This is a genomic window from Pseudomonas sp. MS15a(2019) (genome assembly GCF_013277805.1).
GTDB lineage: Bacteria > Pseudomonadota > Gammaproteobacteria > Pseudomonadales > Pseudomonadaceae > Chryseomonas > Chryseomonas benzopyrenica.
In genome coordinates this window covers 1-18037 of record NZ_VBTN01000018.1, presented here as the reverse complement: position 1 = coordinate 18037, position 18037 = coordinate 1, and the positions used below count along the sequence as shown (strand labels likewise).

The following is an 18037-nucleotide window of genomic DNA, read 5'->3' as shown; positions in this document are numbered from 1 at the left end:
TACCGGTCGCCGGGCTCGATGCCGTGCTGGTAGCCGTTGAGCTGGTACTGGAGAGCGGCAGCCTGAGCGCCGAACACATCCTCAATGTCGTGGCGCGCCTGGCCGCGACCGAACCACCACCCAGCGTCGAAACCCACTTGTCGCTCAAGGAAGCCCCCGTCGCTAACACGGCGCGCTACGACCGCCTGCGTGGCCAGGCCGAGGAGGTCGGTCATGCGTGATTTGATGGCGGAACTCAAGGAGCTGCGCCTGCACGGCATGGCCACGGCCTGGGCGGAGTTAACTGCACAGGGTGAGTCGAACACAGCCTCGTCCAAGTGGCTGCTCGAACACCTGCTGGAACAAGAGCACACAGATCGCGCCATGCGCTCGGTGAGCCACCAGATGAACATGGCCAAGCTGCCGATGCACCGCGACCTGGCCGGCTTCGACTTCAGCGCCTCCAGCGCAGACGCTCGTTTGATCAGCGAACTGGCCAGTCTGGCCTTTACCGACACCGCGCAGAACGTGGTGCTGATCGGTGGGCCTGGCACCGGTAAAACCCACCTGGCCACTGCGCTGGCCGTGTCCGGCATCACCCGGCACGGCAAGCGCGTGCGCTTCTACTCCACGGTCGATCTGGTCAATCTGCTGGAGCGCGAAAAGCACGACGGCAAAGCCGGGCGGATCGCCCAAGCTCTGCTGCGCATGGATCTGGTCATCCTCGACGAACTGGGTTATCTGCCCTTCAGCCAGGCCGGCGGTGCGTTGCTGTTTCACCTGCTATCCAAGCTGTACGAACACACCAGCGTGGCGATCACCACCAACCTGAGCTTCGCCGAATGGTCGAGCGTGTTCGGCGACGCCAAGATGACCACCGCCCTGCTGGATCGGCTGACCCACCACTGCCACATCGTCGAAACCGGTAACGAGTCCTATCGCCTGCAACACAGTAGCTTGGCGGCCCAGGCCAAGATCAAATCACGGGAGCGAAAGCGTAAGGGCGGCCAGGAACCGGAGGACGATGAGCCGTTCTGATTTCATGGCGACGACGGCCTGCTACATGGCTGCGTGTGGCAGGTCTTAAACAACTGAACTGGGCTAGCGAAGGAGTGGGGGCAACAGCAGCTGCGCTGGTAGACTTATCCACAGTTGCTGGTAACAAAATCAGCAATCCGCCCTGGGTCAAATTTCAATCGGCAGGGTGGGTCAATTTTCCATCAGCGCCAACACACTAAGCAACCATCAGAAAATTTTGACTGTACGCCAAAAAATTCGCATCTACCAGCATCTAAACAGGCGTTGTTGATTATCATAAAACACTGACACTGTATTATATAATCGTGCTTTTGTGTTATTTTTTTAATATTTACTGATTACGTACTTGCTTAACCACTCAGTTGCGCTAGAATTAATAGACGCGAAATTTAAATCTCTAATTTTCCAACACTTAGTAAAACCTCGTTTGCCATCCCACTACCATTGTAGGAGCAAATCAGGAGACATAAAAAATTAGCGGTAGCGTGCCTGGCCCTCTAGATAAGTATTGGAGACTGTAATGAAGTTTGAAAAGTCACAGACAGCAATCGACCACCTGACTCCCGAGCAACACCGAATTACCCAGGAGGCGGGCACCGAAAGGCCCTTCACGGGCGAGTACAACGACAACAAGGAGCCTGGCATCTACGTCGACATAGTGTCGGGAGAGCCACTGTTCGCTTCGACGGACAAGTTCGATTCGGGTACTGGCTGGCCCAGCTTCACCAAGCCGATCGTTTCGGCAAACGTGAACGAGGTGCGGGACAGCGCACACGGCATGGTCCGGACGGAGGTCAGGTCAGTACACGCAGACAGTCATCTCGGCCATGTGTTCCCCGATGGTCCTTCCGACCGCGGCGGTCTGCGGTACTGCATCAACTCAGCGTCCCTTCGCTTCATCCCGCGCGACGAGATGGAGTCCGAGGGATACGGTGAATATCTCGATCAAGTAGAGGAGGCTTAACATGCATCAGCGCGCTGTTCTCGCAGGAGGATGTTTCTGGGGCATGCAGGATCTGATCCGCAAGCGGCCCGGCATCATCTCGACCCGTGTGGGTTACACGGGCGGCGATATTCCGAACGCCACGTATCGTAATCACGGCACGCATGCCGAGGGGATCGAGATTGTCTTCGACCCGACAGTGACGAGCTACCGGAACATCCTGGAATTCTTCTTCCAGATCCACGATCCGACGACGCTGAACCGCCAGGGCAATGATCGTGGGCTCTCCTACCGGTCGGGCATCTATTATGTCGACGAGGAGCAGAAGCGCGTCGCCGAGGATACGATCGCCGATGTGGATGCCTCGGGGCTGTGGGATGGCAAAGTGGTGACCGAGGTCCAGCCGGTCGGCGAGTTCTGGGAGGCCGAGCCCGATCACCAGGATTATCTGGAGAAGCGCCCGGGCGGCTACACCTGCCACTTCGTCCGTCCCGGCTGGGTGCTTCCGAAGCGCCAAAAGGTTGACGACGTACAGCCAGCGGCCGGGACCGCGGCGGAATAGGCTTCACTGCCGTTGCCACTGCGCCGATCCGGTCCGCAATCTTCGTGACCGCGTCGTTCAGCGACGCGGTCATCGAACCCTACTTCAGAGTGACGGCTCGTTCCAGTCAGTCGCCATCGCAACACCAGGATCGCAGATTTATGCCAGACCTCTCGTCCTTTCCGATCACGCAGCGCTGGCCGGCATCTCATCCCGATCGCCTGCAACTCTACGCAGCCCCTACGCCCAATGGCGTCAAGGTCTCGATCATGCTTGAGGAGACTGGCCTGGCGTACGAGCCCCACCTGATCGACATCTCGAACAACGAGTCGAAGGATCCGGCGTTCGTGTCGCTGAACCCGAACGGACGCATACCGGCGATCATCGATCCGGCTGGCCCTGACGGTAGACCCATCGCCTTATGGGAATCCGGTGCGATCCTCCTCTATCTGGCCGACAAGACGGGTCAGTTCATCTCCACCGAACCAGGCCAGCGTTACGAGACCCTAGCGTGGGTGTTCTTTCAGATGTCGGCCATCGGGCCGATGTTCGGTCAGCTCGGCTTCTTCCTGCGATTTGGCGGCAAGGACTATGAGGACAAGCGGCCGCAACAGCGCTTTATCGACGAATCCACGCGTCTGCTGGGGATTCTGGATCGCCGGCTGGAAGGCCGCGACTGGATCGTCGACGACTATTCGATCGCGGACATCGCGACGCTCGGCTGGGTGAATGCGCTGGTGGAATTCTACGCTGCGGGTGACATCCTTGGCCTCAGCAGCTTTTCGAACGTCCGCGCATGGCTTGGACGCGGGCTGGCTCGACCGGCCGTCCAGCGTGGCCTCCACATTCCCGCGAGGCCAGCATGAGCATCATCGCCGCCTATTATTACAACGAAGGCAAGCGAGTTCGCGAAATCGCGCTCGATGAGCACGTCAAGTTGGGCGAGAGTCGCTCGGGCTTCTGCTGGATCGCGCTTAGCGAACCCACCCCCGAGGAACTACTCGCGATCCAAAGGACATATAATCTTCATCCGTTGGCGATCGACAACGCGATGCACCCGCTGTGCCCGCCCAAGCTCGAGGTCTACAACGATGAGTTGTACGTCGTCGCGCAGACCGCCGAGCTGGTCGGCGACCGGATCAGCTACGGCAAGATGGCGATCTTCACCGGTCACAATCACCTTATCACCGTGCGGCACGGCAATGCCGGAGCGCTGGGCAAACTTCGGGAGCAACTCGAGGCATCGCCGACGCAGTTCGGCAAGGGTGTCGACTATGTGCTGCACGCGATCTTGCATCGCGTGGTCGACCAGTATCTGCCCATCTTCGAAATGATCGAGGACGACGTCCTGGCGATGGAGCGACGGTCGCTGCACGATTTCCTCGGGCCAGAAGAGGTGGCGCGAATCTTCGAACTAAGGTCCGAACTCACGCGGTTCCAGCGCACGCTCGGGGCTATGGCCGAGCTGGTGCGAAAGCTCGTTCGCGGCCACTTTCCCTGCATCAGCGCCGAAATGACACCATATTTCCACGACGTCGCGGACCATGTCCACCGCGTGCAGTCCATGGTCGACGGCCTCCTGCTTGTCCTGTCCACGGTCTTTGAGGCCAGCAGCCTTCTTGAAGCGCAAAGGACGGGGGTGATCACCCGCCAGCTGGCGGCTTGGGCGGCAATACTGGCAGTCCCGACGGCGATCGCTGGAATATACGGCATGAACTTTAAGCACATGCCGGAGCTGGACACGGCCTACGGATACTTTGTCGTGCTCGGAGTGATAGCGATATCGTGCGTTTTCCTATTTGTGCGCTTCAAGAAGGCTAAGTGGCTGTGAATACTGCCCATCGTTTTCTTCGCCGTCATCTGACGGTTACAGCGGGCCTTATACGGAAGCTTGTCCAATCCAACTCAAGATGAAGGTGCGTCCATGACATAGCAGCTGACCGACGCTCTACAAGCAGTTCAGTCCTTCATCGCCAAGGGCTAAGACCGCGAATAGCGCGTCAAGGACAGCAATCTCGTCGATCTCGAGCCAGGATCAACCATCGGTCCGTGCGGCATCTGCGTCGACGCGGCGTTTCGCCTCGGAAGCGGTGATGATGGCGATAACGCCTCCACCCTCTACGCGATCACCGATCCGGCGACCGAGCATAAGGGCCTGTTGATCGACGTGTTCGATGAAATCTGCTACCGCGACCCAGTTCAAGAGTCGGGACCTCAATGTAGAAGAAGTTGACTAACGAGCATTCGCGTCATCCGATCAAGCAAGCTGGAGACATTTATGAAAGCCATTGGTTACAAGGTTCCGGGACCCATCGCCGCGGATGCCGCGCTGGTCGACATCAATCTGCCTCGGCCTGTCGCTGCAGGATACGATATCCTGGTTGAGGTGAAGGCCGTCTCGGTCAACCCGGTCGACTACAAGGTCCGCAACAGCACGCCGCCGGCAGATGGCGATTGGAAGGTGCTGGGATGGGATGCCGCCGGGATTGTGCGCGAGGTCGGCCCCGACGTCACGCAGTTCGAGTTAGGCGACGAGGTCTATTATGCCGGATCGATCACACGGCCCGGTACCAATGCGGAGTTCCATCTCGTCGACGCCCGGATTGTCGGTCACAAACCTGCGTCGCTCTCCTGGGCGGAAGCGGCGGCGCTGCCGCTGACGACGTTGACGGCCTGGGAGGCGATGTTCGACCGCCTGGACGTGGCGAAGCCCGTACCCGGTGCGGCGGAGGCGATCCTCATCATCGGTGGCGCGGGCGGGGTTGGGTCGATCGCCGTCCAGATCGCGCGACAGCGCACGGACCTCACCGTCATCGCCACAGCCTCTCGACCGGAAACCCAAGAGTGGGTAAGAGGGCTTGGAGCTCACCACGTCATCGACCATTCTCGTCCGCTCGCGCCACAGATCGCCGAACTCGGCATCGGTGCTCCCGCTTTCGTCTTTTCGACCACACATACCGAGCAACATGTCGCCGACATCGCCGAACTGATCGCCCCACAAGGACGGTTCGGACTGATCGACGATCCCAAGGCATTCGATATCATGGTTTTCAAGCGCAAGGCGGTGTCGATCCACCACGAGCTGATGTTCACGCGGTCGATCTACGGCACGCCCGACATGAATGAGCAGGGCGAGATTCTGGATGCGATGGCAGCGCTGGTTGACGACGGCAAAATCCGCACGACGCTGACCCGGCGACTGTCGCCGATCAATGCCGCCAATCTGAAGACGGTGCATGCACTGATCGAAAGTGGCGCGGCTAAAGGCAAGATCGTCCTCGAAGGCTTCTAACGACCGCGATCGCCAAACATCTTGTCCAACCTCAAAAAGCCGAACGGGTTATGCCCCAGCGATGAGAATCCCATGACCAAATCTATTGCCACCGCCTCGATCAACCGCGAAACCGCAGTCGCCCTCATCGACGCGGCGCTCGCTGCGGCCCGTGCCATCGGCATCCCGGCTGCCGTCGCCGTCGTCGACGCCACCGGTAACCTGCGCGCGTTCGAGCGCACCGACGATGCGCCGTTCCTTACCGTCGATGTTGCCATCGACAAGGCCTGGAGTTCCGCCTCGTTTGGGTTCCCGACCCATGTCTGGAACGACTATGTGACCAACGATCCAAAAGTGGCGCCGCTAGCCTATCGCCCTCGGATGGTCGCTGTCGGCGGCGGTTATCCGATTCTGGAGGATGGGAAGTTGATCGGCGGCATAGGCATCTCCGGAGGCAACTATCAGCAGGATCAGGATGCGTGCGTCGAGGCACTCATGAAAATCGGGTTCCAGTTGCCAGCCTGACGACTGTGAGGCCATCACCGGTGGTAATGGCCAACAGATCCAACCTTTGAGAGGCCTAATGATGGAAGCGTTCGTCGTCTTTACGCGGGAAGAAACCAGCGACCCACATGCACTCGCAACCTATTCTGCAGGCGTCGGACCATCGTTCGATGGTCACGACGTTACCTTTCTCGCCGCTTATGGCGCGATCCAGCATTTGGAGGGGCCGCCCATCGAAGGGGCCGTAATCTTGCGTTTCCCGACGATGCAGGCCGCTCGCGACTGGTATGACAGTCCCGCCTACCAAACCATCGCTGCTCATCGCTTTGCCGGTTCCCGTTACCGCGCCTTTATCATTGAAGGGCGGCGGTGACATACCGACAGAAGCACTTCGGCGCTGACCACGAGGTATCGGCGTGTGAACTCGCATCTTGGGAATCTGTGGGGGGGACCAAGACAGCGGCGCTAGGGGCTCATATCGTCGATCGGATCAGAGAGTTGCTCGGCGAGAATGGGTTATCTATTGCCGAGCTGACGGAGCGGAGCCGCCCTCTCCCAACGGATTGATTCAATCGTTGACGCTCCTCCTATCCGGATCCGGGTTTTCGCACGCTGATCAACAGAGTTACAGCGCGCAACGCCTGTAGTGGGCATCAGGGGATGGGTGGCAATCAGGATGATTGCCCACCTTCCAACGATTAACCTTGCTCAAGTTGCTTCACTAGTCGCTCCGCGTCGAGATGGAAGTCCGAGAAAACAATGCTACCGCCAGCGTCGATAACCGTAAACCACGGAGTTCCTCGTGTGCGGTAGTCTTCCATGAAGGTTGGAAACGGCGAGCCGGTCGGTTGCTCGTCGTGACCGAAAACGATAGGAAGCTCATACTTGAGCTGGTTCACGCGCAACTTCTCGAAGGTATTCTCATGCGTTCCTTCGAAGACGGTCTGGATCACTGCGAACCCCACGTCTTTTGAGCTCAACGCTGCATGCAACTTTTGTAGCGTCGGAAACCCATGCAAATGGCAACCTTGGCACCAATGCTGGAAGGCAAACAAGATTTTCGGGCCGGGCCCGATATCTGACAGTTTGAACGGCGCGATACTTTCCCCATCTTTGCCAATCCATTTTTGCACCCGCAGCTCAGGCGCTTGTCGTTCGATCTCGTTCATCTGATCCTCCAACCCCGATACAGAAGCTTAGTGGATGATCGCGCGTCGCGACGGTGCGCGAACGTCCGACCTTATTTTCCCTATTTCCTGAAGCCAGAATAGATCAGATCGACATTTCGTCCTTAATATACTCAAGCTGCCGGCGAGCGCGAACTGGGCAACCATGCGCTGGTGAGCCTTGAGCTTTGCACGCTGCCCATCCGTTTGAGAGCGAACCTGCAACTTCCGCTCCGCATACCGCAGATCAGCGTACGCAGCCTTGGGGTTATCTACCCTATAGCCATTGGGTATTGGGAATCATGCTGGCCTGACGCTATGTTCGATACGCGATTTTTTACGATGATAGAGCATCTGTATCTGATTTTTAGTCGATTGGCTTATTCGGCGGATGTGCGGGCAAATGCTTTACGCAGAGTACTGAAATGAAGGCCGGCTTCGGTCTGCCGTATCGAGCAAGAGGGGTCACTATGGTCACCAGAGGTTTCACCGGTCGCGGTTCAGGCGACCAGTCCGATCGGATTCCGCCAGGTCAGCATCTGGTGGAGGATTTCCCTGTTCTGTCGGCCGGCCCTACGCCGAGGGTAGAGCCCTCCGACTGGAAATTCACAGTCAAAATTGGTCCGAAGCCCGTCAAAACGTGGAATTGGGGCGAATTCAACACTCTACCAAAGACCCAGGTGACAAAGGATATTCACTGCGTCACCTCTTGGTCCAAACTGGATACCGTTTGGGAGGGTGTACTCATTGAAGACATCCTTGCAGATGCAGAGCTTGATCGGCCTACCGATTTCGTCTTGGCGCACTGCTACGATAATTATTCGACAAACGTCCCTCTGACGGATCTGCTTTCCGGGAAAGCGATGGTCGCCCTCAGTTATGCGGGCAAGCCACTTTCCCGCGATCATGGGGGGCCGGCGCGTCTTCTAGTGCCGCACCTTTACTTCTGGAAATCCGCCAAATGGGTGAATGCGCTGCAATTCACGACGCGTGACGAGGCCGGCTTTTGGGAGCTGCACGGCTATCACATCTACGGCGATCCGTGGCGCGAACAACGATACACCCATGACTGAAAACGAAGCGCAAGTCCGTTCGTGGCAATCATGCGTGATCGACGACATCATCCAGCAAACACCGAGTATCAAGAGCTTCTTCCTTCGGTTGAGCAAGCCGTTCGCGCACACCGCAGGTCAGCACGTCGATATCCGGCTGACCGCGCCCGACGGCTACAGTGCAATGCGCAGCTACTCGATCGCGTCATCGGCAGTTTCGACCCCGATCGTCGAGATAGCTATCGAGCGCATGCCGGATGCCGAAGTTTCGCCGTTTTTTCACGACATCGCGGCGATTGGTGACGAAATCGAAGTTCGCGGTCCGCTCGGTGGCCATTTCCTTTGGCCTGAGCCTGCCATAGATCCGGTTCTGTTGATCGGGGGAGGCTCCGGCCTCGTGCCGTTGATGGCAATGATCCGGCAGCGCCGCGCATTGGCCCAAGCCGTTCCGACAGCGTTGCTCCTGTCCGCACGAACCGCCGAGGACGTTCTCTTCTCAGAAGAACTTCATTGCATCGAAATCAGCGATCCGGCGTTCGTCCTGGCGCTCGCGATTACGCGCGAGAAACCGGTTCGCGCATCGGACTTTGCGCGACGGATCGACGGCATGATGGTCCAAGAAATTCTAACCAGGCTTCAGGGAAAGCCGACGCAAGTGTTCGTCTGCGGGTCTAACGGATTCGTCAACATCGCAACCGATAGCGCGCTGCTGGCGGGCTTGGACGCCTCCATCATCAAGACGGAGCGCTACGGGGGCTAGCGGCGCGAGCTATCTCACGTCGCGCCGATCGTAGACGTGCGCCCTGGGAAGCTTTGGCGATCAACGTGAACCGTTTTGCCGAACACAGTCTTCGTACCCCCCGGCCTCTAGAACGCCTTCGCTCGCGATACCTGGCTCGACATCAAGCTCAATTTGAAAGTTCCTGCACTATCCGTCGTCCTGATATGCTCGACCAGCATGATGGGCGATTCGAGCGGGACCGCTTCCGTCCCAATCGAGGCTCGGTTACCTTAGAGCATCGGCTCGGCGCTACAGGAGGCGCGTGCGGCCTCTGCCTGGCGGTGAAAGCACTTTGGGCCATGTCGCCTGGATAGCGGCCAATCGTCAGCATCTGCTCCGATGTCGGCCAAGGTGCAGTCGCCATCTTTGAACGCCGCGAATTGGAGATCAACGCCATGACAGCGATCCGCGTGCAACTGCCGGAGATGCAATATGACAACTGATGTATTGCTGTACACCACGAATTGGTGCCCGTTCTGCCGCCGAGCGAAGGCGCTCCTCAAGGAAAAGGGCGTGCGATGGAAGGAGCTCGATATTGAGGCGGATCCGGCTCACCGGCAGGCCATGGCGGAAGCGTCGGGGCGAAGCTCCGTGCCGCAGATCTTCATCAATGGCACCCTTATCGGTGGCTCCGATGAGCTATTCGCGCTCGATGTCAGAGGCGAGCTCGACAAACTTCTCGGGCGCAACCCGCCTGCCACCTGAGGAGGTGCGGCTTGGGGCAGCCAGCCCGCGAGCCTTCGCCGGTTGATGAATACAAAAGGAGAGTCCGTTGGTCTCAGCCATCTGGAAAGACACTACTATCGCCACAAGCGACGAAACAGTCATCGTCGAGGGAAATCACTACTTCCCACCGTCAGGAGTCGACCTGAGCCTGCTTGAGATGAGCCCGCACACATCTGTCTGTCCGATCAAAGGCGCCGCGCGCTTCTTTCATGTTCGCGCGGGTGACGCGCTCAACGTGAACGCCGCTTGGACCTATCCCGCCCCCACTCCGGATGCCGAGGGTATCCGGGATTACATCGCTTTCTGGAAAGGCGTGGACGTTGCCTAGCAGACTGGACGGACGACTTCGCTGATAGCCATGCGGGCGCCGACATCTCAATTATCCTGCCCACCCCGGGCCTCGTCGGCTGCAGGAATCTGCCCGGCACCTTAGCGCGACCCGGCACTGGCGGTCTCGCACCCGCCGCGCCTCTGTTCTATCAATAAGGATGGATGACATGGAGCATTCCGAGTTCGATGCCGCTTTCGCGAAGCTTGCGGAGGGATACAGAGAAGGGACTTATGAAGGCCGGCGTTTCAGCTTGATCGTCCGGCGATCTGGGGACGGACGTCGCAACAGTCTGTTCGCCAGGGAGTTGGACGGGACTGACATTGTCAGCTTCAACCTCTTCCGCGTTACATCAGATAGGACATTGTTGAAGCCGTGCGAAATGTCCGCCGAAAAGGTCGTAGCGTTCGTGCTGGAGTTCCGACCGGACACCTGACGGGCAGAAGAAGATCCCGGCCAACCGGCGCGCCTGCGACGGCCGGCTATCTAAGGCTGCGCAAGCCTATAGCCGCAGCTCATTGCACTTCGTCTGGCGAGGAATTCAACATCGATACGTCGCCATCCGCGGGGATATCGGTACAGGCGCCCGTGTAAGCCAGATTGAGAAATCCTAAGCGATGACTAACACCAATGACGCCACCCTTCCGACACATTCTATTCTTGAGGAATGCACAGCGATGGCTGTCGTCAACGCTCTGAAGATTATTCTGAAGAACAGCTACGCGATCTACCTTAAGACAAAAAATGCCACTCGGGCGCATCCCGCCCCTACTTCAGGGACTTTCACTTGCTTCTCGCTCTGTCACTCACAGCATCGGCACGCCCATGACGCATGGTATCCAGGCCTCATAATTTTCCCATATAACCTTCTTGTCTTTTGCGCACCCAGAAAGACTCGAGGCTTTAACTGGACAGATGAGCCCTCGAGGGTAGTGTTCACCTGATTGGCTTTCTCATATCTGATGTTGATTCGCACAGTGTGCCAACCAGGTGATAGTTTCAAAAAACCTGCGCTTCAGAGCGAATTAGACGATCTTCGATAAGAGCGATCCGCCTCAAAATCCAAAACATCTAACATTGTCCTAGAGCCATATTTGTACCTAGTACTATGGCGCTCCCATTAACACATTTGATGATGCACAGAAAACTTAGCTCATGATAGCTTTCAGCTAACAGCTATTCGGAAGCCCGAAAGGATTCAACCGTTTAAGCGTGAACCGTCGATTATAAATACTTTCGTAAGTTAGCTTTAAAGGACGCTTTTAGTCCTTGTAAATACGCATTACGACTCCACAGCTACCAAATCCATACGGCGCCAGCAACCATTAAAACACCCGACACTACTAAAACAATAGTAGAGGCGCGATTGCTGCCTTTCAAAGTATGACCAACACCCACATCCATAACTAGGTGTCGAATTCCGGCTACGAGATGATAAATAAATGAAGAGTATACCAACCAGAAACTAACTTTGCCGAAAGGTGAAGAAAAAATCTCCTTGACTTCATTAAAACCCTTTTCTGACTCCAACGATTTGCTCAGCATATACAGTATCAGTCCCAGAAAAATAAAGAGCATAATTCCTGAAATCCGGTGCAGAATCGATGTAAGCGCCGTGAGAGGAAGCTGAATGGTTCGAATATCAAGATTAACCGGCCGCTTTTTATTCATTTTGACTCCAGTCAACAATTCTAGTGGGGGATTTCAGTTTTCGATCTCATTCATCATAGCAGCTGTAACTAAGGCTGGCGGCGACAATAATGGAGATATTCGGGGCTTACGTTGCATTTTGAGGTCGCAAGTGCATGTGCGTAAATTGAAGCAAATTGCAAGGTTATGCCCAATAGGTAGCTAGCTTATTAATTTAACAAAAGTGACGTGTGTCGTTCTGCAGGGCATGCTGTTCCCCCAATGTCATCAACTTTGGAAATTATCCATAAATATCATATAATTAGCGCTCAAATCAGTGCATGGGAGAAGCCCTTTTGACTACCTATACCGCATCGCTTGACACCGCCAGCCAAACCCTGGCTTGAAAATTGTACAAAAAATAACCAGCCCGCTCGATTGTCCCGCCTTCATCGCCGCCCACCGCCAGAATCCTCAAGACTTTACCCGCCGACGCCAGCTCACCTTCAAGAACCTCGTCCTGTTCCTGCTCAATCAGCCGCGCACGGCCCTGCAAACCGAACTCGATCAGTTCTATCGCGTACTCAATCAGGCGTCGACTGAGACGCAAATGGTCACTGCGCAGGCCTTCTGCAAAGCGCGCAAAAAGCTCAACCCCGAGGTATTTGAAAGTCTCAATCGCCTCCTGCAGCAACAAATTGACTGCTTCGGGCTGCGTCAGAAGTGGCGTGGGCTGAGGGTGCTCGCGGTGGATGGCTCGACCGTGCATTTACCCCTGGAGTCGACCATGGCGACCTTCTTTGGCAGTCACTCTGGCTTTCCCATGGCTCGCTTGTCCACACTCTACGAAGTCGCTGACGGTCAAACCTTGCATAGCCTGATCGTGCCCCTGACCGTCGGCGAGCGCGACTGTGCCCATCTGCACCTTGAGCACCTGCCGGCTGACAGCCTGACGCTGTTTGACCGTGGTTACCCTGGGCACTGGTTATTCGCGCTGTTCGCGCAGCAACAGCGGCACTTTCTGATGCGCCTGCCCTGTGGCTATAACGCCCAGGTCAAAGCGTTTCTACACTCTGGCCAAGTTGAAGACACACAGCTTTTCGTGGCCAACCATCCTGAAGCACGTCTGTTCTGCTCCGAGGCTGGCGTTGATCCTGCCAGCCAGATCGAGCTGAGACTGATCCGGGTCGAGTTGGCCAACGGCGAAAGCGAAGTATTGCTGACCTCGCTGCTGGATCGAGAAGCCTTTCCCGCTGAGGTGTTTGCCGAGCTTTACCACCGCCGCTGGGGCATCGAAACCGATTTCCGTCGCCTCAAACAAACCCTGACGCTGGACAACTTCAGCGGCCGCAGCGTGACCGCTGTAAAGCAGGACTTTCATGCCGCTCAACTGTTGAAGAACCTGGCGCTGTTGATGCAGCACCTGCTACAGCCGGTCATCGAACAGCGCCACAAAGGTCGCAAGCTGCGATGGAAAGTCAACTTCACCCAAGGCGTGTCACGGCTCAAAAATACCCTGGTCGAGCTGCTGGTGCGGCACTGTGCTCAGGGGCTGAGCAATGTGCTGGCCTTGATGGCTAAAAGCCTCAGTGCCGTACGCTCAGGCCGTAGCTTTGCGCGCCAACGCAAACGCGCAGCCAGCCGAGGTTGTGAGGGCTACAAACCGACGCGCTGAAGAAACACCACCGCCCAACCTCCGTGCAAAAAAGCTGGCCACAAGCGGTCGGCATAGGCTCGTCCGGAGAACGAGAAATCTCGCCTAGACAGCCGGAACAGACGATGATCACATCACCGCCAGCCCAGCTAGACCGCCTGATTGAGCGGCAGAGGCCTGGTCATCGCCCGACGGCCATGGCGGCTGGCTGCTTCGGGGGGCTTGCCTTGGGCAGGGCTGCAGCTTAGGTTGATGACATTGGCTGTTCCCCAACCCTGGAAAACCTATCCTCTTTAACACGTCAAAGTCGATTGATAGGCTTGCTGCAACAGCTATCTGCCCGGTTGAAGTCGAAGATCGATGTATCTGTAGGGTTTGGAAATAAATGCGGGCGCCCACCGCACTCACGGCTCAGTTACCATTCTTTGTGCATCGCGGCCGCGCGGCTAGTTGGTAGCTGTTCTAAGCCTAGTCAGTGCCGCCCTTCGCCCCAAGCCCCATAGTCAGATTTGAGAAATGACAGTAGGCGATGCCGCAACGCGCTTCATCGACCTATGTAAAACGACTCCTTTATCGAAATAGTGCACTCATCGCTCTCCACGGCGATCCCTTCATCGCGAATTGCACCGCCCAAGACGATCTGCACTGAAATCAATATGATCTTGCCCAGCAGCCGTGGACACGGGTTTAAGCACACATCCTGGCCTCGAAGGCCTCTGGGCTGATGTGCCCCAGCGTGCTGTGTCGCCGCTGGCGGTTGTAATCGGTTTCGACGTATTCAAACACGGTTTCACGCATCTGGGCGCGGCTCGTGAAGCGCTCGCCGTGGATGCACTCGACCTTCAGGCTGTGGAAGAAGCTCTCTGCACAGGCATTGTCGTAGCAGTTGCCTTTGGCGCTCATGCTGCATCGCAAGTGATGGGCGCGGATCAGCTCCTGGTAAGCCGCTGAGCAGTACTGGCTGCCGCGGTCGCTATGCACGATCACGTCATTAGGCTGCTTGCGTCGCCACAGCGCCATGTGCAAGGCATCGCAAACCAAGTCGGCCGTCATGCGTTCGTTCATGGCCCAGCCGATCACCATCCGTGAATACAGATCGATGACCACTGCCAGATACAGCCAGCCTTCCTCCGTATGCAGGTAGGTGATGTCACCCACCCATTTCTGATTTGGCGCAGATGCCTTGAAATCCTGCTTGAGCAAGTTCTCTGCCACTGGCAGGGAGTGCTGAGAATTGGTCGTGGCCTTGAACTTCTTGGCGGCCTTGGCACGCAGTCCTTGCCGTTGCATCGAGGCGGCTACCGTCTTGCGATTGCAGGGTAGGCCGGCTTCCCGCAGGTCGTGGCACAGCCGTGGAGCCCCGCTGCGGCCCTTGCGTGCGCTGTATGCCTGAGCGACCTGCCGATCCAGTTCGGCTCTTCGCCGCTGGCGCATTGACGGCCTGCGAGAGCACCAAGCGTAGTAACCGCTGCGGGCAACGCCCAACACGCGACACATGGCCTGGATCGAGAAATGCGCGGTATGAGTCCTCATGAAGGCGTACTTCACTTGAGGCTCTTGGCAAAGTACGCGGCCGCCTTTTTTACGATGGCCAGCTCCTCGGCGTGCTCGGCCAACAGCCGCTTGAGTCGGGCATTCTCGTCGGCCAGCGACTGCTCGCGCTCGCTGCCGGCCTGAGTCTGGTGCTTCTTGCTCCGCCAGCCGTAGAGCTGGGAAGCATGCAGGCCGAGCTGTTCGGCAGCCTTGCTAACGCCAATGCGGTCGGCCAAAGCCAGCGCTTCGTCCTTGTAGGCTTGGGAATGGCGGGTGCGGGTCTGTTTCATTGGGGTTGCTTGTCTTGCCATGATTCACCTCGTTGCAGTTTATCGCTTAACGGGGGTGTCCACTGGGACTGGGCAAGATCAATACTTTCTGATGCCTCTTGATTAGAGATGCCAGCCATAATAATCTCATCGCCAACGCATACGGCGTTCGGCAGCCAACACACTCTCACTCACTACTGGAAGCTCAGACATGAAAACCATAGGCATTGAAAACTCGAAGTCCAGCGTACAGGCCCACTTAACGCTTGGAACCAAAACTATGGGGCTAGGTATCTATGGCGCGTACTTGGCTCTCGCTATTATTTACTTCTGGTTCGGCGGCATGAAATTTACCCACTACGAGGCCGAGGGCCTGGTTCCACTGGTGAGCAACAGCCCGCTTTTGGGATGGGTGTATAGCATTTTTTCGGTCGACATGTTCTCCAGCCTGCTCGGCATACTAGAGATTTCGATCGGCACTCTGATCGCAGGCCGCATGCTGTCGCCCAAACTATCCGTGGTAGGAGGCGCTCTGTCTGCAGGCCTGTTCTTCACAACCCTTAGCTTTATGTTTTCCACTCCGGGCGTCATTGAGCCTAGTTTAGGGTTTCCGGCGATTTCCGTTGCGCCAGGTCAGTTTCTGCTTAAAGACTTAGGGTTGCTTGCTGTTTCGATATTTGTGGCAGGCCATTCGCTGGTTGAACTGGAAAAACGTAAAATTAATGCATAATTTTTTCAATGGCTTAAGGCAGTAATGCCTTAGGCCTTTTTGCCATCATTTTCCCCCGCCAGATCTTTCAACCAGTCACGAGGGCTCAACCCCGTCTTGCGTCTAAATGCGCGAGACAGCGCCGAAGGACTTTCGTAGCCGACTTGAGCTGCAATCAGCGTAATCGAGCGCCCTTCTCGCATCAGCTTCTGAGCCAGGCTAACTCGCCAACTCAACAAATAATCAGCAGGCGTCTGTCCGATGACACTCTTGAAATGCACGGCATACGCAGCGCGTGACATATTTGACTCACTGGCCAGCTCTGCTATTGACCAGGCATGTTCCGGGGAGTTGTGCATCTGTAAAAGCGATCGGGCAAGCCGCATGTCGGCCAGTCCAGCCATCATTCCGGTGCGCAACTGGTGATGATCGAGCAGGTAACGGAGCAACAGAATGATTAGGAGCTCAAATAAGCGCTCAAGCGCGGCTTCCCTTCCACAATGCACATTTGCCGCCTCGGCAAACATCCACTCCAACGTGTCTGCCAGCATGGGCAGATCATCGAGTGCGAGCACCAAACAGTCCGGTAATGAAGCCGACAAAGGATTATCAATTCCGCCCTCAAACTCCATGGAAGCACACAACAACTTTGCGCCATCGGACTCACCCGCAAACAATTGATGCTTGGCGGGGCGTGGCATAAAAATCAAGCTAGGGCGAGTGAGCTGCAAATCCTTGCGATCGGGACCAAGCAACGTCACGCTGCCGGCCTGAAGCAGATGGATATAACCTCGCCGCTCGGCGCCATCGTAAGATGCAGAGCCGCATAGGTCGCCGTCATAGAACAGATTGGCCCGCACGCCGAACCGCGAGAGCAAATTAGACAAACGATCCATTGGCCGATCCTTGACGAGTCAGAACGCACAGACCATACCATCTGCGTTGTCGTTCAGTGCCTGTAGCGAACATGCCGGCGTAAATCAGCCAACGGATAAAGTGATCACTGAGCAGCTCAGCCTCCCTTTCCAGTTCGGCTGTTAAAAAAACAACACCGTTGTTTGAAAGCACCAGCAAATCAAGTGCTCACTCTTCTATTTTACAGTACCTGGCAACAGCACTTTGCGGTGCAGTCGATCAGATATCCGGAAGGTTGATCGTAAGCTTCAGCCTAGCGCTCTTCGAATTTAATGTCGTCGAGCTTCGGCCCAACCATTCCCCCGACCTACTCTTCCCTCCCCTAGAGACCCTAGCAGTCACTTGAATCGCGGCTGTCTGCGATAAGGTGTTGCTGGTAACTATTGCATCAGCGCCTGAAAACTCCACCTCGGCCGGCAGACTTGAGACCTTAAGTCGTATGGTAGCGAGAGGTACCTTGGAGCCCGATAGCGTCTGTACGAAAACGAACACACTGTCATCCAAAGCGACCTTTTCGAAAATTTCCGGGGAAATGTCCACCCGTACCTTGAGCGGTGTTGGTGGCAAGCCAGCAACATGGTTAATCTGTTGCCGCTGACCGAAAACTGACCCAGTAGAGGCTGTTCTGCCGACTGAAAACTGACCCAGGTGTTCAACTGCTTCTGCTCAATTTTTGAGCAGGAGAACACAGGGTGATCAGTATGGAAATGATGGGCAAAATTCGCCGGATGTATTTCCGCGACAAGCTGTCGCTGCATGAGATAGCCAAGCGCACCGGGTTGGCGCGCAACACGATTCGCAAGTGGGTCAGAGCACCTGAGGCCAAGCCGCCGGTCTACCAACGCCGCGCGATCTTCAACAAACTCAGCCCTTTTCACGCCACGCTGGAGCAGGCGCTAAAAGCCGATTCGCTGCGCCCCAAGCAACAGCGGCGCAGTGCCAAGGCGCTGTTGGCGCAAATCAAAGCCGATGGTTATGACGGTGGCTACAGCCGGTTCA

Annotated in this window: 20 protein-coding genes and 2 pseudogenes; 17 read left to right on the top strand and 5 right to left on the bottom strand. The window is 56.6% G+C overall.

The features are described 5' to 3' along the window. The 6 genes and pseudogenes from FEZ61_RS23490 to FEZ61_RS23465 all read left to right on the top strand — a co-directional run. Nucleotides 1-221, top strand: a pseudogene (locus FEZ61_RS23490) (IS21 family transposase); the annotation flags it as partial. Next, a complete protein-coding gene (istB, locus tag FEZ61_RS23485; protein WP_020309287.1) occupies nt 214-1017 on the top strand; it encodes an IS21-like element ISPst3 family helper ATPase IstB in 804 nt (267 codons plus the stop codon). The pseudogene FEZ61_RS23490 and the gene istB, both read left to right, overlap by 8 nt. Nucleotides 1018-1537: 520 nt before the next feature. After that, nucleotides 1538-1981, top strand: a complete 444-nt coding sequence (gene msrB / locus FEZ61_RS23480; RefSeq protein ID WP_003464965.1) for a peptide-methionine (R)-S-oxide reductase MsrB — start codon at nt 1538-1540, stop codon at nt 1979-1981. 1 nt (nt 1982) lies between these two features. Next, complete coding sequence (gene msrA, locus FEZ61_RS23475; protein WP_003464967.1) at nt 1983-2522, top strand: peptide-methionine (S)-S-oxide reductase MsrA; 540 nt, start codon at nt 1983-1985, stop codon at nt 2520-2522. 140 nt (nt 2523-2662) lie between these two features. Next, complete coding sequence (locus FEZ61_RS23470) at nt 2663-3367, top strand: glutathione S-transferase N-terminal domain-containing protein (protein ID WP_003464969.1); 705 nt, start codon at nt 2663-2665, stop codon at nt 3365-3367. Then, the gene (locus FEZ61_RS23465) at nt 3364-4332 is read left to right on the top strand and encodes a magnesium and cobalt transport protein CorA (protein WP_003464971.1); all 969 of its coding nucleotides are present in this window, start codon (nt 3364-3366) and stop codon (nt 4330-4332) included. Before FEZ61_RS23470 ends, FEZ61_RS23465 begins: the two co-directional genes overlap by 4 nt. Nucleotides 4333-4536: 204 nt before the next feature. On the opposite strand, the gene FEZ61_RS23460 is transcribed toward FEZ61_RS23465, so the two are convergent. After that, nucleotides 4537-4704 carry a hypothetical protein gene (locus FEZ61_RS23460; protein WP_016487060.1) on the bottom strand — a complete coding sequence of 56 codons (168 nt, stop codon included), beginning with the start codon at nt 4702-4704 and terminating at the stop codon, nt 4537-4539. Nucleotides 4705-4779: 75 nt separating this feature from the next. On the opposite strand from FEZ61_RS23460, the gene FEZ61_RS23455 reads away from it, so the two are divergent. The 3 genes from FEZ61_RS23455 to FEZ61_RS23445 all read left to right on the top strand — a co-directional run bounded on the left by FEZ61_RS23455 (nt 4780) and on the right by FEZ61_RS23445 (nt 6649). Beyond that, a complete protein-coding gene (locus FEZ61_RS23455) occupies nt 4780-5793 on the top strand; it encodes a zinc-binding alcohol dehydrogenase family protein (RefSeq protein WP_002118279.1) in 1014 nt (337 codons plus the stop codon). Nucleotides 5794-5865: 72 nt separating this feature from the next. Further along, nucleotides 5866-6297: a heme-binding protein gene (locus tag FEZ61_RS23450; protein ID WP_005006001.1), complete on the top strand. Its 432-nt coding sequence runs from the start codon at nt 5866-5868 to the stop codon at nt 6295-6297. 58 nt (nt 6298-6355) lie between these two features. After that, complete coding sequence (locus FEZ61_RS23445; RefSeq protein WP_003464978.1) at nt 6356-6649, top strand: DUF1330 domain-containing protein; 294 nt, start codon at nt 6356-6358, stop codon at nt 6647-6649. A 325-nt stretch (nt 6650-6974) separates the two neighbouring features. Here the strand turns inward: FEZ61_RS23445 and FEZ61_RS23440 are convergent, their stop codons facing one another. Beyond that, entirely contained in the window at nt 6975-7445 is a 471-nt protein-coding gene (locus tag FEZ61_RS23440) for a hypothetical protein (RefSeq protein WP_003464979.1), read from the bottom strand. A 467-nt stretch (nt 7446-7912) separates the two neighbouring features. Here FEZ61_RS23440 and FEZ61_RS23435 point away from each other — a divergent pair, with 467 nt between their 5' ends. The 5 genes from FEZ61_RS23435 to FEZ61_RS23415 all read left to right on the top strand — a co-directional run bounded on the left by FEZ61_RS23435 (nt 7913) and on the right by FEZ61_RS23415 (nt 10765). After that, nucleotides 7913-8515 (top strand): sulfite oxidase-like oxidoreductase, encoded by a 603-nt coding sequence (locus FEZ61_RS23435; protein WP_003464980.1) that lies wholly within the window; start codon nt 7913-7915, stop codon nt 8513-8515. Continuing rightward, the gene (locus FEZ61_RS23430; protein ID WP_002118292.1) at nt 8508-9254 is read left to right on the top strand and encodes a ferredoxin reductase; all 747 of its coding nucleotides are present in this window, start codon (nt 8508-8510) and stop codon (nt 9252-9254) included. Before FEZ61_RS23435 ends, FEZ61_RS23430 begins: the two co-directional genes overlap by 8 nt. A 453-nt stretch (nt 9255-9707) precedes the next feature. After that, nucleotides 9708-9980: a glutaredoxin 3 gene (grxC, locus tag FEZ61_RS23425; protein WP_005005995.1), complete on the top strand. Its 273-nt coding sequence runs from the start codon at nt 9708-9710 to the stop codon at nt 9978-9980. A gap of 67 nt (nt 9981-10047) precedes the next feature. After that, nucleotides 10048-10329, top strand: coding sequence for a DUF427 domain-containing protein (locus tag FEZ61_RS23420; protein WP_003464986.1), 282 nt, complete (start codon nt 10048-10050; stop codon nt 10327-10329). A gap of 169 nt (nt 10330-10498) precedes the next feature. Further along, nucleotides 10499-10765, top strand: coding sequence for a hypothetical protein (locus FEZ61_RS23415; RefSeq protein ID WP_003464988.1), 267 nt, complete (start codon nt 10499-10501; stop codon nt 10763-10765). 860 nt (nt 10766-11625) lie between these two features. On the opposite strand, the gene sdhC is transcribed toward FEZ61_RS23415, so the two are convergent. Next, nucleotides 11626-12000: a succinate dehydrogenase, cytochrome b556 subunit gene (sdhC, locus tag FEZ61_RS23410; protein ID WP_005005993.1), complete on the bottom strand. Its 375-nt coding sequence runs from the start codon at nt 11998-12000 to the stop codon at nt 11626-11628. 361 nt (nt 12001-12361) lie between these two features. Between sdhC and FEZ61_RS23405 the strand changes: the two genes are divergently transcribed. Continuing rightward, on the top strand, nt 12362-13633 hold the full coding sequence (locus tag FEZ61_RS23405) for an IS4-like element ISPa1635 family transposase (RefSeq protein ID WP_004423958.1): 1272 nt from the start codon (nt 12362-12364) through the stop codon (nt 13631-13633). A gap of 666 nt (nt 13634-14299) precedes the next feature. On the opposite strand, the gene FEZ61_RS23400 is transcribed toward FEZ61_RS23405, so the two are convergent. Next, a protein-coding gene (locus tag FEZ61_RS23400) for an IS3 family transposase (protein WP_242455226.1) occupies nt 14300-15456 on the bottom strand; the annotation gives its coding sequence in 2 pieces (ribosomal slippage) (nt 14300-15186 and nt 15186-15456; 1158 coding nt in all). A 169-nt stretch (nt 15457-15625) separates the two neighbouring features. On the opposite strand from FEZ61_RS23400, the gene FEZ61_RS23395 reads away from it, so the two are divergent. Then, on the top strand, nt 15626-16144 hold the full coding sequence (locus FEZ61_RS23395) for a DUF417 family protein (RefSeq protein WP_003464991.1): 519 nt from the start codon (nt 15626-15628) through the stop codon (nt 16142-16144). Nucleotides 16145-16173: 29 nt separating this feature from the next. On the opposite strand, the gene FEZ61_RS23390 is transcribed toward FEZ61_RS23395, so the two are convergent. Beyond that, a complete protein-coding gene (locus tag FEZ61_RS23390; protein ID WP_003464995.1) occupies nt 16174-17019 on the bottom strand; it encodes an AraC family transcriptional regulator in 846 nt (281 codons plus the stop codon). 729 nt (nt 17020-17748) lie between these two features. On the opposite strand from FEZ61_RS23390, the pseudogene FEZ61_RS23385 reads away from it, so the two are divergent. Continuing rightward, nucleotides 17749-18037, top strand: a pseudogene (locus tag FEZ61_RS23385) (IS21 family transposase); the annotation flags it as partial.

Coding starts and splice junctions, on each gene's coding strand:
- istB (WP_020309287.1), top strand. CDS start 214: ATGCGTGATTTGATGGCGGAACTCAAGGAGCTGCGCCTGCACGGCATG.
- msrB (WP_003464965.1), top strand. CDS start 1,538: ATGAAGTTTGAAAAGTCACAGACAGCAATCGACCACCTGACTCCCGAG.
- msrA (WP_003464967.1), top strand. CDS start 1,983: ATGCATCAGCGCGCTGTTCTCGCAGGAGGATGTTTCTGGGGCATGCAG.
- FEZ61_RS23470 (WP_003464969.1), top strand. CDS start 2,663: ATGCCAGACCTCTCGTCCTTTCCGATCACGCAGCGCTGGCCGGCATCT.
- FEZ61_RS23465 (WP_003464971.1), top strand. CDS start 3,364: ATGAGCATCATCGCCGCCTATTATTACAACGAAGGCAAGCGAGTTCGC.
- FEZ61_RS23455 (WP_002118279.1), top strand. CDS start 4,780: ATGAAAGCCATTGGTTACAAGGTTCCGGGACCCATCGCCGCGGATGCC.
- FEZ61_RS23450 (WP_005006001.1), top strand. CDS start 5,866: ATGACCAAATCTATTGCCACCGCCTCGATCAACCGCGAAACCGCAGTC.
- FEZ61_RS23445 (WP_003464978.1), top strand. CDS start 6,356: ATGATGGAAGCGTTCGTCGTCTTTACGCGGGAAGAAACCAGCGACCCA.
- FEZ61_RS23440 (WP_003464979.1), bottom strand. CDS start 7,445: ATGAACGAGATCGAACGACAAGCGCCTGAGCTGCGGGTGCAAAAATGG.
- FEZ61_RS23435 (WP_003464980.1), top strand. CDS start 7,913: ATGGTCACCAGAGGTTTCACCGGTCGCGGTTCAGGCGACCAGTCCGAT.
- FEZ61_RS23430 (WP_002118292.1), top strand. CDS start 8,508: ATGACTGAAAACGAAGCGCAAGTCCGTTCGTGGCAATCATGCGTGATC.
- grxC (WP_005005995.1), top strand. CDS start 9,708: ATGACAACTGATGTATTGCTGTACACCACGAATTGGTGCCCGTTCTGC.
- FEZ61_RS23415 (WP_003464988.1), top strand. CDS start 10,499: ATGGAGCATTCCGAGTTCGATGCCGCTTTCGCGAAGCTTGCGGAGGGA.
- sdhC (WP_005005993.1), bottom strand. CDS start 12,000: ATGAATAAAAAGCGGCCGGTTAATCTTGATATTCGAACCATTCAGCTT.
- FEZ61_RS23395 (WP_003464991.1), top strand. CDS start 15,626: ATGAAAACCATAGGCATTGAAAACTCGAAGTCCAGCGTACAGGCCCAC.
- FEZ61_RS23390 (WP_003464995.1), bottom strand. CDS start 17,019: ATGGATCGTTTGTCTAATTTGCTCTCGCGGTTCGGCGTGCGGGCCAAT.